The 16,527-nt window shown below is 49.6% G+C and carries 13 protein-coding genes; 8 read left to right on the top strand and 5 right to left on the bottom strand.

Annotated elements, in window-relative coordinates; all coding sequences use genetic code 11:
* Position 1: 1 nt before the first annotated feature.
* Positions 2–3,040, top strand: a complete 3,039-nt coding sequence (locus tag Q8O77_RS00940; RefSeq protein ID WP_305550797.1) for an FAD-binding and (Fe-S)-binding domain-containing protein — start codon at positions 2–4, stop codon at positions 3,038–3,040.
* Positions 3,041–3,117: 77 nt separating this feature from the next.
* On the opposite strand, the gene Q8O77_RS00935 is transcribed toward Q8O77_RS00940, so the two are convergent.
* Positions 3,118–5,724, bottom strand: coding sequence for a TonB-dependent siderophore receptor (locus Q8O77_RS00935; RefSeq protein WP_305550795.1), 2,607 nt, complete (start codon positions 5,722–5,724; stop codon positions 3,118–3,120).
* Positions 5,725–5,942: 218 nt separating this feature from the next.
* On the opposite strand from Q8O77_RS00935, the gene Q8O77_RS00930 reads away from it, so the two are divergent.
* Both Q8O77_RS00930 and Q8O77_RS00925 read left to right on the top strand, forming a co-directional pair.
* The gene (locus Q8O77_RS00930; protein WP_305550793.1) at positions 5,943–6,536 is read left to right on the top strand and encodes a GNAT family N-acetyltransferase; all 594 of its coding nucleotides are present in this window, start codon (positions 5,943–5,945) and stop codon (positions 6,534–6,536) included.
* A complete protein-coding gene (locus Q8O77_RS00925; RefSeq protein WP_305550791.1) occupies positions 6,529–7,866 on the top strand; it encodes an FAD-binding oxidoreductase in 1,338 nt (445 codons plus the stop codon). The genes Q8O77_RS00930 and Q8O77_RS00925 overlap by 8 nt, the downstream gene beginning before the upstream one ends.
* A gap of 42 nt (positions 7,867–7,908) precedes the next feature.
* Here the strand turns inward: Q8O77_RS00925 and Q8O77_RS00920 are convergent, their stop codons facing one another.
* Positions 7,909–10,278, bottom strand: a complete 2,370-nt coding sequence (locus Q8O77_RS00920; RefSeq protein WP_305550789.1) for a TonB-dependent receptor — start codon at positions 10,276–10,278, stop codon at positions 7,909–7,911.
* A 191-nt stretch (positions 10,279–10,469) separates the two neighbouring features.
* Here Q8O77_RS00920 and Q8O77_RS00915 point away from each other — a divergent pair, with 191 nt between their 5' ends.
* The 5 genes from Q8O77_RS00915 to Q8O77_RS00895 all read left to right on the top strand — a co-directional run bounded on the left by Q8O77_RS00915 (position 10,470) and on the right by Q8O77_RS00895 (position 13,993).
* Entirely contained in the window at positions 10,470–11,111 is a 642-nt protein-coding gene (locus tag Q8O77_RS00915; protein ID WP_305550787.1) for a LysE family translocator, read from the top strand.
* Positions 11,112–11,156: 45 nt separating this feature from the next.
* Positions 11,157–11,687, top strand: coding sequence for a YaeQ family protein (locus tag Q8O77_RS00910; RefSeq protein ID WP_305550785.1), 531 nt, complete (start codon positions 11,157–11,159; stop codon positions 11,685–11,687).
* Positions 11,688–11,782: 95 nt separating this feature from the next.
* A complete protein-coding gene (locus Q8O77_RS00905; RefSeq protein WP_305550783.1) occupies positions 11,783–12,697 on the top strand; it encodes a rhodanese-related sulfurtransferase in 915 nt (304 codons plus the stop codon).
* Positions 12,698–12,860: 163 nt separating this feature from the next.
* Positions 12,861–13,409 (top strand): cytochrome b, encoded by a 549-nt coding sequence (locus Q8O77_RS00900; RefSeq protein ID WP_305550781.1) that lies wholly within the window; start codon positions 12,861–12,863, stop codon positions 13,407–13,409.
* A 14-nt stretch (positions 13,410–13,423) separates the two neighbouring features.
* A complete protein-coding gene (locus Q8O77_RS00895; RefSeq protein WP_305550779.1) occupies positions 13,424–13,993 on the top strand; it encodes a YceI family protein in 570 nt (189 codons plus the stop codon).
* A gap of 26 nt (positions 13,994–14,019) precedes the next feature.
* Here the strand turns inward: Q8O77_RS00895 and Q8O77_RS00890 are convergent, their stop codons facing one another.
* The 3 genes from Q8O77_RS00890 to nrdB form a co-directional block, all read right to left on the bottom strand.
* Positions 14,020–15,048, bottom strand: coding sequence for a hypothetical protein (locus Q8O77_RS00890; RefSeq protein ID WP_305550778.1), 1,029 nt, complete (start codon positions 15,046–15,048; stop codon positions 14,020–14,022).
* 70 nt (positions 15,049–15,118) lie between these two features.
* Complete coding sequence (gene yfaE, locus Q8O77_RS00885; protein ID WP_305550776.1) at positions 15,119–15,373, bottom strand: class I ribonucleotide reductase maintenance protein YfaE; 255 nt, start codon at positions 15,371–15,373, stop codon at positions 15,119–15,121.
* A 3-nt stretch (positions 15,374–15,376) separates the two neighbouring features.
* On the bottom strand, positions 15,377–16,507 hold the full coding sequence (nrdB, locus tag Q8O77_RS00880; RefSeq protein ID WP_305550774.1) for a class Ia ribonucleoside-diphosphate reductase subunit beta: 1,131 nt from the start codon (positions 16,505–16,507) through the stop codon (positions 15,377–15,379).
* Positions 16,508–16,527 lie beyond the last annotated feature (20 nt).

Here is a 16,527-nt window from a genome sequence, read left to right as displayed (position 1 = left end):
TATGATCCCAAAGCTTAATCCCGAACTCGCGCTGGATGCCAGCATTGTCGCTTTCAGTAAAGCCTTAGTCGCCGCCGGTTTTAGCGGTGATATCGAAACCAGCTATGGCAGCCGTTTAGCTGTTGCCACTGATAACAGTGTGTATCAGGCCTTGCCGCAAGCGGTATTGCTGCCCAAATCCACTGACGATCTGGTTATTCTGACGTCACTGGCGCAAACCTCCAGTTTCTCGCATATTAAATTCAGCCCGCGCGGCGGCGGTACCGGCACTAACGGCCAGGCCCTGACAGAGCACGTGGTAGTGGATTTATCGCGCCATATGCGCAGCATTCTGGAAATTAACGTCGAACAGCGCTGGGTGCGGGTGCAAGCTGGGGTAATTAAAGACCAGTTAAATGCCTTTTTAAAACCTTACGGCTTTTTCTTCGCACCGGATTTATCCACCTCTAACCGCGCCACTATCGGCGGCATGGTAAATACCGATGCCTCAGGCCAGGGCTCTTTGGTGTACGGCAAAACCAGCGATCACGTGTTAGCGTTAAAAACCGTACTGATAGACGGCAATATATTAAAAACCCACAAAATGGCTACCTTTGAAGCCGAGCACCGCGCCGAACAACCGAACAGTGTAGGCCGCATTTACCGCCAGGTGCTCGATAGCTGTCGCGGGTTTCGGCCGCAAATACTAGGAAAATTCCCACGCTTAAACCGCTTTTTAACCGGTTACGATTTAGAGCATGTGTTTAATGACGATTTAACCGAATTTGATTTATCGCGCATTATTACCGGCTCGGAAGGCTCACTCGGTTTTGTAACAGAAGCCAAACTGAATATTACGCCGATTGCCAAATACAAATGTCTGGTTAACGTGAAGTACGACAGCTTTGCCAGCGCGCTGCGTAACGCGCCGTTTCTGGTGGCGGCAGAGGCGACATCGGTTGAAACCGTTGACAGCAAGGTACTGAATTTAGCCCGCGCCGATATTATCTGGCATCAGGTAAAAGATTTGATCACCGATGTACCCGGCATTGAAATGCAGGGGCTGAACATGGTGGAGTACAACAGCGAACAGCAAAGCGAAATTGAGCAGAAAATTGCTGCGTTAACCGCGCGGTTGGATGACGCCATTACTAACAGAACCGATGGTATTATCGGCTACCAGCTTACCTATGATAACGCGGCTATCGGCAATATATATGCGATGCGTAAAAAAGCCGTCGGACTGCTGGGTAATGCAAAAGGGCGGCAAAAACCAATCGCCTTTACTGAAGATACTGCCGTGCCGCCGGAGAACCTGGCCGATTTTATTATGGAATTTCGCGCCTTACTTGACAGTCATGGCTTGCAATACGGCATGTTTGGCCATGTTGATGCCGGGGTATTGCATGTGCGGCCGGCGCTGGATTTATGTGACCCGGAGCAGGAAAAACTGCTGCGGACTATTTCCGATCAGGTGGTGGCATTAACGGCCAAATACGGCGGCCTGATGTGGGGCGAGCATGGTAAAGGCTATCGCAGCGAATACGGTCCTGCGTTTTTTGGCGACGAGCTGTTTAACGAGCTGCGCAAGATTAAAGCCGCCTTTGACCCACGCAACAGAGTAAACCCCGGCAAAATTTGTACGCCGTTCACCAGTACGGATAGCTTAGTGTCGGTTGATGGCCAAAAGCGCGCCTGGTTTGACCGGCAAATTCCGCTGGCCGTTAAAGACAGCTTTGACAGCAGTTTAAACTGTAACGGCAACGGCCTGTGTTTTAACTACGAAGAAAACTCGCCGATGTGTCCGTCGAGCAAAGTTACTAAAGATCGACGCCACAGCCCGAAAGGCCGTGCCGGTTTAATGCGCGAATGGTTACGCCTAACCGAAATGCAGGGCGTGGATGTACTTGCACAGGAGCAGCAACTGCTGCAACAATCCGGCAATATCAAAGGCTTATGGCAGCGCATTCAGAATACGCTGGCCAAGCGGCGTGGTGAACAGGATTTCTCGCACGAAGTGATGGACGCGATGGAGGGCTGTCTGGCGTGTAAAGCCTGTGCCGGTCAATGCCCGATTAAAGTGGACGTGCCATCCTTTCGGGCAAGGTTTCTACAGCTGTATCACAGCCGTTATCTGCGTCCGGCAAAAGATTATATAGTTGGCAATATAGAGCGCACTGCTCCATGGCTGGCCAAAGCGCCGTCGCTGGTTAACTTTATGCTTAAACATCAACTCATGGCTGCGGTGCTGAAAAAAACAGTAGGTTATGTTGATACACCGTTATTGTCGGTGCCAACCTTGGCGCAGCAGCTGGGTGAGCGTTATCGCTTTGATTTAACCGCATTGCAGCAACAAAGCGCAGAGCAGCGTGAACGCACTGTGCTGCTGGTGCAAGATCCGTTCACCAGCTTTTATGAGGCCGAATTAGTCGCCGATGCCTTGCAGTTGTTAGAAAAATTGGGATTTAACCCGGTATTGCTGCCGTTTTTACCCAATGGTAAACCGCAGCATGTAAAAGGCTTTTTGCGCGAATTTGCCAAAACCGCCGCCACCGCCGCCCAATTTCTGAACCAAATGCAGCAGCTGGGCTTGACGCTGTTAGGCCTGGATGCATCTTTAGTGCTGGTATACCGCGACGAGTACAACAAAGCCCTGGGCGATAAGCGCGGAGATTTTAATGTGCAGCTATTGCATGAATGGCTGGTACAGCAAAGCTTACCGCAGGTAAATAACAGCGCTGAATTTGCCTTACTGGCGCATTGCACCGAGAAAGCGGCGTTGCCGGCGACCGAACAAGCCTGGCAGCAAATATTCAGCCGGGCAGGTCTGAGTTTAAAGCCTGTTAGCGTAGGCTGCTGCGGTATGGCGGGCACTTATGGCCATGAAGCGCAAAACCTGGATAACAGCAAAGCGCTGTTTGATATGAGCTGGCGCGCACCGGTAGAGCAGTTTGGTACAGAGCAGATTTTGGTTACCGGTTTCTCTTGCCGTAGTCAGGTAAAACGGCTGGTTGGTGATAAGCCAAAACATCCGTTGCAGGCATTGTTGGCAGCGCTGTAGCCTTGATAGCTATAAAAAAATCCGCCGGTTAGGGCGGATTTTTTGTTTCAAACGCTATATGTTTACACTGTCGAAGATCAGAACTTATAAGTACCTTTTAAGTACCAGTAACCGCCATTAATGCCCATAGGCGAGGTTTCATAGTACTTAGCACCAAATTCACCGTTGGGCACGCCAACTGCACTCAGGTTAAGCCGTTCCGGTTTAGTGTCAAAGATGTTTTGTGCACCTGCCGATACGATAAAGGCATCATTGATAAAGTAACTGACTTCAGCATCAAAGGTTACCTTAGCACTGGCATTAACCTCTGTACCCGGCGAGCCTGGTGTACCCACCCAGTCTACGTGCACGCCCTGGTATTCACCATAGTAGTTGCTGCGAACAAACATTGAGATATCATCCCAGCTTTGTGACCAGGTAAACGTCGCGCGGTGATTGGGTAAGTCGTTCTCCAGTCGTGATACTTTATCTAAACCGGTAATAGCGGTAGCGCTGTCAACTTCGGTTTTGTTCCAGTTATACGCCAGGTTGAAACTACTGCGGCCTTGCAATAAATTGGTGGAATAGCTGGCAACAAAGTCTATGCCTTGCGTTGTAGTATCAAAATCATTGGTAAAGAAGCTTACCTGCTGAATGGAATCAACGTTTTTCACGCCGGCAGCACGCAGCGCTTCTCTGTTAGCGTCAGTTAAGTTAATTTTACTGGACTGACTGATGCGATCATCAACCTGAATAAAGTAATAATCCAACGTAAAGAAGAAATCTCCCGGGGTATAAACTAAACCACCGGCAAAGCTTTTTGATTCCTCAGGTGTTAGTTCAGTACCACCCAGTTCGACGGAGACAGGGTTAGTTGGCGGTAGCAAGGCTGAGTCAACCAATACACCGGAAGACAGGTTAGTTTGCACGTTACTGACATTTGCCTGGCCCACAGTCGGCGCACGGAAACCGGTGCTGTGAGAATAACGCATAGCCAAATCATCAGTCAGACGGAACTGCGCGGTTAATTTGTAGTTTAACGTATCACCAAAAGTATCGTAATCTTCATAGCGCAGAGCAAAGCCCAGCAATATGTCTTCTGTTACGTCGGCTTCAATATCGCTGTAAACAGCGTAGTTGCGACGCGAATAAACGCCGGCATCTTCCGGTTTAAAACCCGGGAAACCATTTGAGCCAATGCTGAAGCCCTGGTCTACCAGAGGGCCTACCTGAAATGACGCCACATCACCGGATACAACTTCAAATGATTCTTCCGTCCACTGAGCACCAAACGCCATGGTAAGATCTTCATATAAGCCAACCGGCAGATACTTAACAAAATCGGCGTTGAAGGTTTTTTCCAACTGGATGTATTTACCTGGATTAAACTCAGTAGGAGAGTCCGGACCAAGTGAGGCATTAATGGTGTTGGTCATTTTGTAGGTTGATTCATTCCGGCCTACCGTACCGCTAAAGTCGTATAAGATTTCGTCAAACCAACCACCTTTGAACTCACCCTTGGTGCCAAGTGATAATGACGTATCAGTAATATTGCCGCCAAATGTTGGCGTAAAGCCACCCGGGAACATTTCATTAAAGGCAAAACAATTTTGGCCTACTTCTGTGTTAGGGTCAGCGATCAGCAGGTAGTCCGGCTGTGTTAATACGTTAGCAGTGGTGATATTTACCGTAGGGCAGGCAATGTTAGGATCTAACTGGGCTACCAGCAGGGTTTCACCTTCATCATTGGAGAATACACCGGGCCGGTTGTGTGGGTTACGATAGTAAAAACCACCTGTTACATCACGCTCGGAGTAGTTACCAAACATATAGGCTTCGCCGCCATTACCTAAATCTAATCCGGCATTCGCAAAGATAGTAATATCGTCTTTAATTTCCGGCGAGCCCCAAATTTGAGCTATGGGGGCAATTGCCGTATTGCCGGCGTCGGCAAACGCCTGCGCGTCCGGACGCTGCACGCTGCGGCTGGTGGCATCCACATTTTTATATTGCATACTAAGGTTTACAAAGCCATCGGCGGTTAATGGCATGCCAACATTGGCTGCAATCTCAGTTGAAGTACCATCGCCTTCATAGGTTTCACCTTGTTTAACTTCAATACTGCCGCCGTCTGAGGCATCTTTCAGTACAAAGTTGATAACGCCGGCAATAGCATCTGAGCCATATTGTGCTGCAGCACCATCACGCAATACTTCTACTTGCTTTACCGCAATACCCGGAATAACGGACAAATCAGCGCCCTGAGCACCATCATTAATACCGCCACCCAAAAAAGCAATAACAGAGGCTTTGTGACGGCGTTTACTGTTTACCATTATCAGAGTGCTGTCAGCAGATAGGCCACGTAAGTTAGCCGGACGGATTAACGTCGCGGCATCGCTTATAGGGTTTGAGTGAACGTTCAGCGATGGCACAGTGGTGCTGATTAAATTCAGCATATCGCTGTTACCGTTTTTGCTTAACTCTTCGCCACCGATAATATCAACCGGCACCGGAGAATCACCAATAGAGCGTGGAGCCGAGCGGCTGCCTACTACGGCGATCTTTTCTACTGCCTGCTCTTTCGCAGCTGGCGCTTGTTGCTCTTGTGCCGCAGCTGTTGCGCTGATGCCAAACGATAATGACGCAGCCAGTGCAAATTTAACTGCGCGCGCAACCGGATGGTAGTTATTCTGATTTTTCATAGTTATTGTCCTGGATTAAGTTTTATTAAGCCGGCGCTTATGCTTTTGTTTTTACGCCTTAATAACCATATGAGATTACGGCGCTGTTGTCTATCGTATATTTATGGCATTTCGTCTCCGACTTGGGTAATTGCATTCGATTGCAGGCAAAAAAACAGATTGCAGCTAAGCGGCAGACTGATTTATAACTGCATGACGTTTTTAGCCCGGACATCAAAGTGCACATTACTGAACTTACCCCTGCTTTTTTCCCTGCCGTTATCAAGCTGGCCAATCAGATCCACGGCGATAATTACCTCAGCCTCGCCAGCCTGACGCAGATGCAGCAACAAGGCATTACACAAGGTATTAATGCCAGTTTTGTTGCGCTGGATGCACAACAGCAGGTTGTGGGCTACCGTTTGAGTTTTGCTGCCGGGCAGTGGCAGCCGGATCAGTGGTGCAGCGAACCGCTGTGGCCGGTTAAAGCGGCAAAGATGGCCTACTTTAAATCGGTGGGCGTAAGCCCGGCAGAGCGTGGCAAAGGCGTAGCATCGGCTTTACTGAACACCTCTGTTGCTGCACTTCGCCGGCAGGGGGCAACAGCCGGTTTGGCCCATATCTGGCGGGAGAGTCCGGGAGATGCGGCACAGCGTTACTTCAGCCATGCCGGTGCTACTTTAGTGAAAATTCATCCGCAGCGCTGGCGGCATTTATCTGAAACTGTGGGTTATCACTGCCCGGTATGCGGCGCCTTATGCAACTGCAGTGCTGCAGAAATGGTGCTGTTGTTTCCTGAGGCAGAACACCCCGAGACAGAACATAATGTATGATCCGCTGATCGACCGCAATATTGGCGCCAGTCAGGCCTATCCGGATTCTTATTGGGCACAGCACACTGACATAGCAGAGCCGACAGCGCCTTTGCTGCAGGATTTGCGCAGCGATGTGGTGATAGTTGGTGGCGGCTACACCGGCCTGAGCTGTGCTTATCAGCTGGCAACACGCTTTAACCGCGAAGTAAGCGTACTGGAAGCCAACCAGCCAGGTTGGGGCTGCAGTGGCCGCAACGCCGGCTTTGTGCTGCGTGGTACCGGCCGGCTGGGGCTGGCGCAACTGACACAGCGTTTTGGCGCAGAGTGCGCCGGCTTATTTCATCAGGAATACGGTGACGCTATTACACAGGTTAAGCGGATGATATCGGCTGGTAATATCCGCTGTGACAGCCAGCCGGAAGGCTATTTAAAAGTGGCGCATAACGCCGCCACGGCAGCAGATTTACCGGCTCAAGCGGCTTTTTTACAACGTCAGTTTGGTTATCAGGCAGAGTATGTATCGCCACAGCAGCTAAAGCGCGACTATATGCACAATGCGCAAGCCTATGGCGCGATTAGATTCCCTGATTGTTTTGGTGTAAACCCGCTGGCTTTAGCACAGGGTTATGCAGTTATGGCGCAACAAAGCGGGGTTAAGTTGTACGCCGGCTCACCACTGCTGAGTTGGCAACGTGAAACTGACGGTGGTTTTTTGCTGCAGACGCCAAAGGCCCGGATCCGCTGCAAACAACTGCTGCTGGCCACCAATGGCTATACACCCAAAGGCCTGTATCCGGCGTTAAACCGCGCCTGTTTGCCGGTACTCAGCAGTATTATTGTTACGCAGCCGCTCACGCCGGCGCAACTGGAGCAAAGCGGTTTACAGCATACGCAGCTGGTGATGGATACCCGTGCATTGAAATACTACTACCGTAAATTACCGGATAACCGCATTTTATTTGGTGGGCGCAGTGCGGTGTACGGCAAAGATGCCGAGAAAACCGTGTACCCGGCTCGTCTGTTAGCGGCATTAAAAGCCTGTTTTCCGATGTTGACCGATTTACGCTGTGATTATCACTGGAGCGGGTGGGTGGCCGTGTCCTATGACGACTTACCGCGGGTATGCGAAGCTGAACCCGGGCTGTTTTACGCTGCCGGTTATTGCGGCAGTGGCGTGTCGTTCAGCACCCTGGCCGGTGTGCGGCTGGCAGAGTTAGCCTCGGGTGTTGCTGTACCACCGTTGCCGATATATCAAAGCCGGTTAGCACCATTTCCGTTACCGGCGTTCAGGCGGCTTGGCCAGCAGGCTTACTATCAGTGGGGCCGTTTTAAAGATCGTTTTCTGTAATAATCCGCAATAAAAAGCCCGGCTAAACCGGGCTTAAATTTGTTAAAACGTGGCCCGCAGGCCGAGTGTTATAGCCCGCCCCGGCAGCGGCGCATCTGCTTTGATAAAGGAGCTGTGCACAAAACCCAGCTCGTTGGTCAGATTAGTCGCGCGTACAAAAGCCGTCATATCCAGCTGCGACAGGCTAAAGTCGTAGTTCAGGCTGGCATCGAGCAGGGTATAAGCTTTGGTTGGCGTTTCATTGGCAGCCACTTTGGTCTGCTTAGCGTAACGCGTTACACCGATGTCGGCACTCCAGCTGATGCCGGTATACTGATAGCCCAAACCGGTTTTATACGGCGGAATACGCGGCAGGTAATCGCCACCGTCCAGCTTTGCGCGCACGGTATCAACAAACACATTCAACGATTGCGCGCCGTCTAAGCGGTAGCGTGCTTCAAACTCCAGCCCGTATAAAGTTGCATCCTGCTGCTGATACTGATAAACCGCAAAGCTTTCATGTGCTTCATGCTCTGCTTCGTCGTGTTCCTCTTCATGCTCGTCGTGAGCTAAATCGTCCATGGTCAGGCCGGTATCAGCCAGGTACAGGTAATCGTGCACCTTGTTGTAGAAGAAGTTATAGGTAAAGCTCAGCTCGCCTTTAAAACTGCGAAAGGTGATATCGATATTGTTGGCAGTTTCTTTTTCCGGTTTCTGCTGTGATAGCTCTATTTCGCCGTCGTGCACCTGATACAGCATACCTAATTCATAGCTGCTGGTTGCGATGTGAGCACCGTTTGCATACAGCTCTGCTGCGCCTGGTGCGCGCTCTGAGCGGCTAAGTGCCAGCGCCCAGGAAAAACCCGGCACAAATTCCCAAACCAAACCGGCTGAAGCACTGATTGCAGTAAAGCTGTCAGACAGGCCGTTAATACTATCAGCATCATGGCTCAACGCTATTGCACCGGCTTGATGTTTAGTATGTTCAATCCGGCCACCTAACTGAGCAGAAATATTGCCAAACTGCTTTTCTTCCAGCACAAATACGGCTTGCGACAAAGTGTCGCTATCGGGCGTAAAGGCTTCTTCGCCAAAAGCACGGTAATCCGCGCGCTGCAGGTGATAGCCTGCCAGACCATGCCAACCGCCAAGCTCTTCATGCTCCAGGCTGACACGGCTCTCCAACGCTTTATTTTTAAAGGTTGTGCCCACGCTACCGGCTTCAATTTCCTGATGTTGATAGTCGGTGTAAGCCGCATTAAACGATAAGGTTTCAATACCGGAAAACGGCGTATACCATTCACCGGCCATGCTAACGCGGTTTTGCTTTAATTTAGCAAAAACACTTTCGTCAGCATGCATATGCTCATCTTCATGCTCATCGTCATGTTCTTCTTCGTGCTCATCGGCATGGTGATGATGGCCGGGAATGCCATAATCAGACTCTAACCGGCCAATGCTGATACCGAATAAGCCGCGGTTACCGATATAGCTGACTCCGCCGTTTACGGCTTTACTTTGTGTCCATGAATTTTCTAACGTGGTAAGGGTTTCGCCTTCGTCGTTAGTGAAGCGGGGCACGTCATACTCAGAGGCATCGCGGTTAAAGCCATCAAAATGCCAGGCGATATTATCGCTACTGCCTTCGTGGTTCAGCGCTATGGTTTTTTCATCTGACACATCAACATAACGGCTTTCCAGTTTGGTCTCGCTGCTGGCGCGTAACTGGCGCGGAATACGGTTGTCTACCACGTTAATGACACCGCCGATGGCGCCGCTGCCGTACAACAGGGTTGCCGGGCCGCGCAGTACTTCAATTTGTTGCGCGGTAATAGCATCAGCGCTAATAGCATGGTCCGGGCCGATGCGTGATACGTCTGCCGTATCCAGGCCATTATTTAAAATACGCACACGCGGGCCGTCCAGGCCACGGATCACCGGGCTTGATGCAACCGGGCCGTAGTAATTGGCGTGTACGCCAGGCTCGTATTTCAGGGTTTCGCCAATGGTAGGCTCGGTGCGCCGGCTTAATTCTTCACCGGTCAGCACGGATACCGGAGTAGCCATCTCCAGGTTGTATTTATGAATACCGGAGGCGGCGATCACAATGCGTTCAATACCGCCCGCTGCCAGATTGATATTCAGCTCAGGCTGTGCCGGCGTGACGGTAACAAAGCTGTCGCCATAACCGGCAGCCGAGATATGCAGCTCAGCATTGGCAGGGGCCTGAATACTGAAACGACCCAGCTCGTCGGCATAAACATATTGCTGGCGGCCATGAATATGCACACGGGCGTTTTTCAGCGGTTGGCCCTGGCTGTCGGTAATAACACCGCTGTAACGTTGGGCCGCTTCTTGTGCTGACACACTAAACGCCAAACCAACCAGGCTGGCTACCAGGCTGTAACGTGGCAAAGCAGATAAACTGCGCATTCGGCTTCCTTTTAATTGTTGCATTCGTGATGTTATAACATTTTACAGAATTATCCGGCTGCAGCAAGTGGCCATAGCTGTGACAGGATAAAACGGTTGCCCGGCGCGATTAACTGCTGGCATAAGGCTGCACTAAGTTATTAGAATGCAACTTATTAAAAGGGTTGTTGTAACAGGGCAGGTTTAGCGTTATGAGTTTTTGGCCGGAGTTTATGTTAATTGCGTTAGTACATTTGATGGCGGTGGCCAGCCCGGGGCCGGATTTTGCCATAGTGCTGCGCTATGCCGTGCGTTTTGGCCGGCAACAAGCGCTGGCAGCCAGTGTCGGTATTGGTGCGGCAATCTTGCTGCATGTTACCTGGTCGCTGGTGGGTATTGCAGTGCTTATCCAAACCACGCCCTGGTTGTTCAAGGCATTAAGCTTGGCTGCTGCTGCCTATTTGGCCTATATCGGCATACTGGCGCTGCGTAGTAAAGCACCGGCACATCCGCAGCAAAGCATTGCCGGTAGTGCAGACGAGGCGGTGCCCTCTGCCGGTAAAGCTTTTATTGCCGGTTTTATTACCAATGGCTTAAACCCGAAAGCAACCTTGTTCTTTTTATCGTTATTTGCGGTCATTATTTCGCCGCTTACACCACTTTCTTACAAAATTATCTACGGTGTTTATATGTCCATCGCCACTGCAGCCTGGTTCTGTATGCTATCTGTCGTGCTAACCCACACTAAAGTAAGAGGTTTTTTACTGTTAAAAGGCTACTGGTTTGACCGCTTAATGGGTTTGTTATTGTTGGCACTGGCTATGCATTTGGTAGTGACCAGTATTAACAGCTAAACTCTGCTTACGCCAGGCAGAGTCTGGTTTAGTGGGGTTGCTATCATGCAAATGGCCAGCAAGGTAATAAAGCTGGATCTGCAATACAGTTGCGAAGCCAGCCATGCTTATCAGCAACAACGGCATTATGTCTCGCCCTGGCAGGGCGAGAGTGCTGAACATTTTGCCAAACGTTTATTGGCTTATCTTAGCTTGTACGAACAACATCCCTGTTTTGCTAAAGATGATTCCGGCGGTAAAGCGCCGGACTTGTATATTCAGGATCAACAACAGCATTTTCAGCTCTGGTGCCAACTGGAGTTAGTAGCCGAAAAACGCCTGCTGCGCGCCTCGCACCAGGCAGATCAACTGCTGCTGGTGTTGGATGAACAGGAAACCAGCAAGGCGCAACATAACGATTGGCCGGCTAACCAGCGTATTTTCACCCTTAGCTCAGCGCAGTTGGCAGAGTTTTGCCTGATGTTGAAAAGCCATATGAAACTCAGCGTTTGGCGTGAAGAGCCGCTGTTATCCATCACCGACGGTGAGCATTTATTACAGCTTAATCTTACGGCCCTGCTGGAAAAACCACATTAATGTTGTGGCCTTGCCTTAATTACTGCGAACGCTATAATACGCGCGATTTTTAATATTGCTGCGGATTTACGATCCGACGTTGCAAGAGGTGAGATATGTATGTAGTTGCTGCTTTATATAAGTTTGTCCGTTTACCTGATTACGTTACGCTGCGCGATACCTTGTACGACTACATGGTGGCCAATAAAGTTAAAGGCACCTTGTTACTGGCCGAAGAAGGCATTAACGGCACCATCTGTGGTGAACGCGAAGGCGTGGATGCGGTTAAAGCCTGGCTGGATGCCGATGGCCGCTTTGCTGGCATGAGCTATAAAGAATCGCTGTCTGACGAGTTGGCGTTTTACCGCACTAAAGTAAAACTGAAAAAAGAAATTGTTACCATGGGCGTTGAGGGTATAAACCCGGCGCACATTGTCGGCAGCTATGTTAAAGGTGATGACTGGAACACGCTTATCAGCGATCCGGACACTATTCTGATCGATACCCGCAATGATTACGAAGTGGCTATCGGCACCTTTAAACATGCGGTCAATCCTAACACCACCACCTTTCGTGAGTTTCCGCAGTGGGCGGCAGAAAACCTGGATAAAACCAAACATAAAAAAGTCGCGATGTTTTGTACCGGCGGTATCCGTTGTGAAAAATCCACTGCCTTTCTAAAAGAGCAGGGCTTTGACGAGGTGTATCACCTCGACGGCGGTATTTTAAAATATCTGGAAGAAATGCCGCAGGAAAACAGCCTATGGCAGGGCGAATGCTTTGTGTTTGATCAACGTGTCGCGGTTAAACATGGCCTGGAGCAGGGCAGTTATGATCAGTGCTATGCCTGCCGCATGCCGCTGTCCCAAGCTGAAATGGCATCTGAGCACTATGTTAAAGGCTTAAGCTGTCCGCATTGTTATGATAAAACCACCGACGAGCAAAAAGCCGCCTTTGCAGAGCGCCAGCGCCAGGTTGAACTGGCCAAACAGCGCGGCGAAAAGCATATCCGCGATGGTAAATTCGAATAAGCTATAGCGTAGATGGTATTACACAGCCGGCATGATGCCGGCTTTGTTGTTTTTATGCTTTGCCATCGTTTGATAGTTCTACTAAATAGAAAGGTTAAACAGCAATATTGCAATTTTACTTTAATCATATTGCTCTATTATCGTTAAGCTTAAGGAGTGCTGCATGCTAAAAAACAGTTCGTCACATTATGGTGTAATCAGTGTTGTACTACATTGGCTGGTCGCGCTGGCGGTGTTTGGCTTATTTGCTGCCGGTTTTTGGATGGTAGATTTAAGCTATTACAGTGAATGGTACCGCACGGCACCGCACTGGCATAAAAGCGTTGGTATCTTGCTGGCGATAGTGATGTTGCTGCGCCTGCTGTGGCGCTTTATCAGTCCGGCGCCACAAGCGCTGGCCTCGCACCGGCCCTGGGAGAAGAAAACCTCTGGCATAGTGCAGTTTTGTTTATATCTGGGCATTTTATTGCTGGTGATCAGTGGCTATTTAATCTCCACTGAAGATGGCCGGCCTATAGCGGTATTCGGCTGGTTTGAAGTGCCATCCCTTGGTGCTTTGTTTGCTGATCAGGCAGATATAGCGGGCCTGGTACACGAATATGTCGCTTATAGCTTAATAACACTGGCGCTGTTGCATGCTGCCGCTGCACTAAAACATCATTTTATAGATAAAGACCACACGCTCAAACGCATGTTTGGACGTAAACCTTAACATTGGAGATTGATATGAAGAAATTACTGTTGGCTGCTTCTGTAGCGGCAATGATGACCTTACCGGCACAAGCGGCTGATTACGTGATTGACACCCAAGGCGCACATGCTTTTGTCCAGTTTAAAATCAGCCACTTAGGCTACAGCTGGCTGTACGGCCGTTTTAATACTTTCTCCGGTGACTTCAGCTATGACGCTGACAAACTGACTGATGCCAAAATTCAGCTGACCATTGATACTACCAGTGTTGATTCTAACCATGCTGAGCGTGATAAACATTTACGCAGCGGCGATTTTCTTAATGTCAGCAAACACCCGAAAGCTACCTTTGTCAGCACTAAGATTGTGCCAAAAGCCGGTGAAACCTTTGATTTACACGGCAACCTGACGCTGAATGGCGTAACCAAAGAAGTAGTGATTGCTGCAGAGAAACTGGGTGAAGGTAAAGATCCGTGGGGCGGTTACCGTGCCGGTTTTGCCGGCACCACCACACTGACACTGAAAGACTTTGCTATTAATACTGACTTAGGCCCGGCATCGGCTACTGTGCAGTTAGATCTGACGGTAGAAGGTATTCGTAAGTAAGCTGGTATGTACTGCACAGGAGATCATCAGATCTCCTGTTGTTTGTGTTCTGCTTCTGTTTCAGCCTTAACTTCTTTTGGTTTTAACGCACTGAGTAAGCTTAGTAAAATCAGATTAAACTCTTCACTCTCAACCTGGGCGTTGGTCAAACCGGCCACCAGCAAGCTTGCTTCAAAATTATCGCCGGTACGATACATCAGCTGTGCCAGCCGTAAGGTAGCCCACGGCAGAGTTTTGTTGTCGCTGTCGCGGTAAAAATCCAGGTACTGCTGCAGCGCAGTAATACCCATCATTGCATCCTGATCCGCCACCACTGCTAAACGGCCAATATGGTACAGTGCATTATATTTATCGGTTAAATCGGTAGCATGCTCAGCTGCCTGACGATAGTTGCTAAAGGCCTCATCGTACAGCGCCAGCTCGTTTAATATTTGCGCTTTGCGTGCCAACAGCCGCGGATTCGGCGGGTTGGGTATGATACTGTTCAGTAATGCTAAGGCTTCGGTCGGTTTTTTTTCATTCAGTAAAATACGGCTTTGTGCCAATAGAGCCTGGGCCGGGTTTTCTTCAGCCAACTGCACCGCCATACTGTTCGCCAGCTCTTTATCTCCACCGGCAGCGGCCGGCGCTATGCTGTAAAAATCTATCAGCGCCTGGCGCGCAGCATAATGGTCAGGCTTAATGCTCACCGCCTTTTGCAGCAGCGCTACACCGCGGGCGGCGCGCTCTTTGGCGGCAAATACATTACCGTCACTGGCCAGGCGGATTTTACTTAAGCCGGCCAGATAATTCAGCTCGCTGTTATCCGGAAACTGCTCTATCGCATAGTTAAGCAGGGTATTAGCATCTTCAAGTCGCTTTTGATTAATTAATGCTCTGGCGTAAATAACCAATAACTGATCTTGCTGTTTGTAATCCGGCTGCTGGATCAGCTGGTGTTCAAGCTCAGTATATCTGGCGCTGGCCAGCAATTGCTCATAGTGGCTTACATTTGGAGCATGGCTTACGTCTGCAGAAGACACGGCAGCAGCGATAAATAACAGCAAGGCTTTCATCAATGATCTCCTTAAAGATCAGCGCATAATGCGTTTAGTCTGCTGGATCAGCAGAGAAATTACCATACAATCAGGGGATTTCAATTTCGATATCTGTCAAAGGCGTGCTACAGCAGGGTAAAAACTCACCTTTACGGACAAAAGCCAGCGGCTCATTGATATAACTGATCTCACCTGACAGTAATTTGCAGCGACAGGCGCCGCAATAGCCTTCACGGCAATGAAAGTTTACTTCCAGCTTTTGCTGCTCCAATGCATCGAGCAGGCTGCGGGCGCGGCCATCAAAGTCGATGACAACGCCTGCTGTAACCTTAACACAGGGCATAGCCTAAAGGTCGAAGTCGCCGAAGTCGCCACCATCAACTTCGTTGTCAATCTGGCCAACCAGATACGAGCTGATTTCGGCTTCCTGTGGTGCTACCTGCACATTGTCTGATACCAGCCAGGTATTGATCCACGGAATAGGGTTTTGCGTGGTAGAGAAAATAGCTTTCATGCCAATAGCCTGCATCCGGCTGTTAGTAATGTACTCGACATACTGGCATAAAATATCTTTGTTCAGACCAATCATAGAGCCGTCTTTAAACAAATATTCTGCCCAGTCTTTTTCCTGCTCAGCGGCTTTGCGGAAAATGGCGTACGCTTCTTCTTCGCATTCTTTGGCAATTTTTGCCATATCGGCATCATCGTCACCGGCCGCCATAATATTCAGCATATGCTGGGTGCCGGTTAAGTGCAGCGCTTCATCACGGGCAATCAGACGGATAATTTTCGCATTGCCTTCCATCAGTTCACGCTCAGCGAAGGCAAAACTGCAGGCAAAGCTGACGTAAAAGCGGATCGCTTCGAGCACATTTACCGACATTACGCACAGGTATAAACGGCGTTTCAGCTCATACAGGCTGATACTTAACGTCTCACCGTTAATGCTGTGCGTACCTTCACCGCAGCGCTGGTACAGGTTAATGCCGTCTATCAGATCATCATAGTAGCGGGTGACATCGTCAGCGCGCTCCAGAATCTTTTCGTTCAGCATAATGTCGTCGAATACTTTATGCGGCTCTGAACTGATATTACGCACTATATGGGTGTAGCTGCGGCTGTGAATGGTTTCACTGAAGGCCCAGGTTTCAATCCAGGTTTCCAGCTCCGGCAATGACACTATCGGTAAAAACGCCACATTAGGCGAGCGGCCCTGCACCGAGTCCAGCAATGTTTGGTATTTCAGATTACTGATAAATATATGCTTTTCATGCGGCGGCAGGTTTTGGTAGTCAATCCGGTCTTTACTGACATCGACTTCTTCCGGCCGCCAGAAAAAACTCAGCTGCTTTTCAATCAGCTTTTCGAAGATGCCGTATTTTTGCTGATCATAGCGGGAAACATTCACCGGATTACCGAAGAACATCGGCTCTTTCATCTGGTCATTTATTTGTCGGTTAAAAGTTGTGTACGCCATTGCCACTTATCGTCCTAACA

It is taken from the genome of Rheinheimera sp., assembly GCF_030690345.1.
In the GTDB taxonomy this organism is placed as follows: Bacteria; Pseudomonadota; Gammaproteobacteria; order Enterobacterales; family Alteromonadaceae; genus Alishewanella.
The sequence above is the reverse complement of the archived record's forward strand: the minus strand, read 5'-3'. Positions and strand labels throughout refer to the sequence as shown.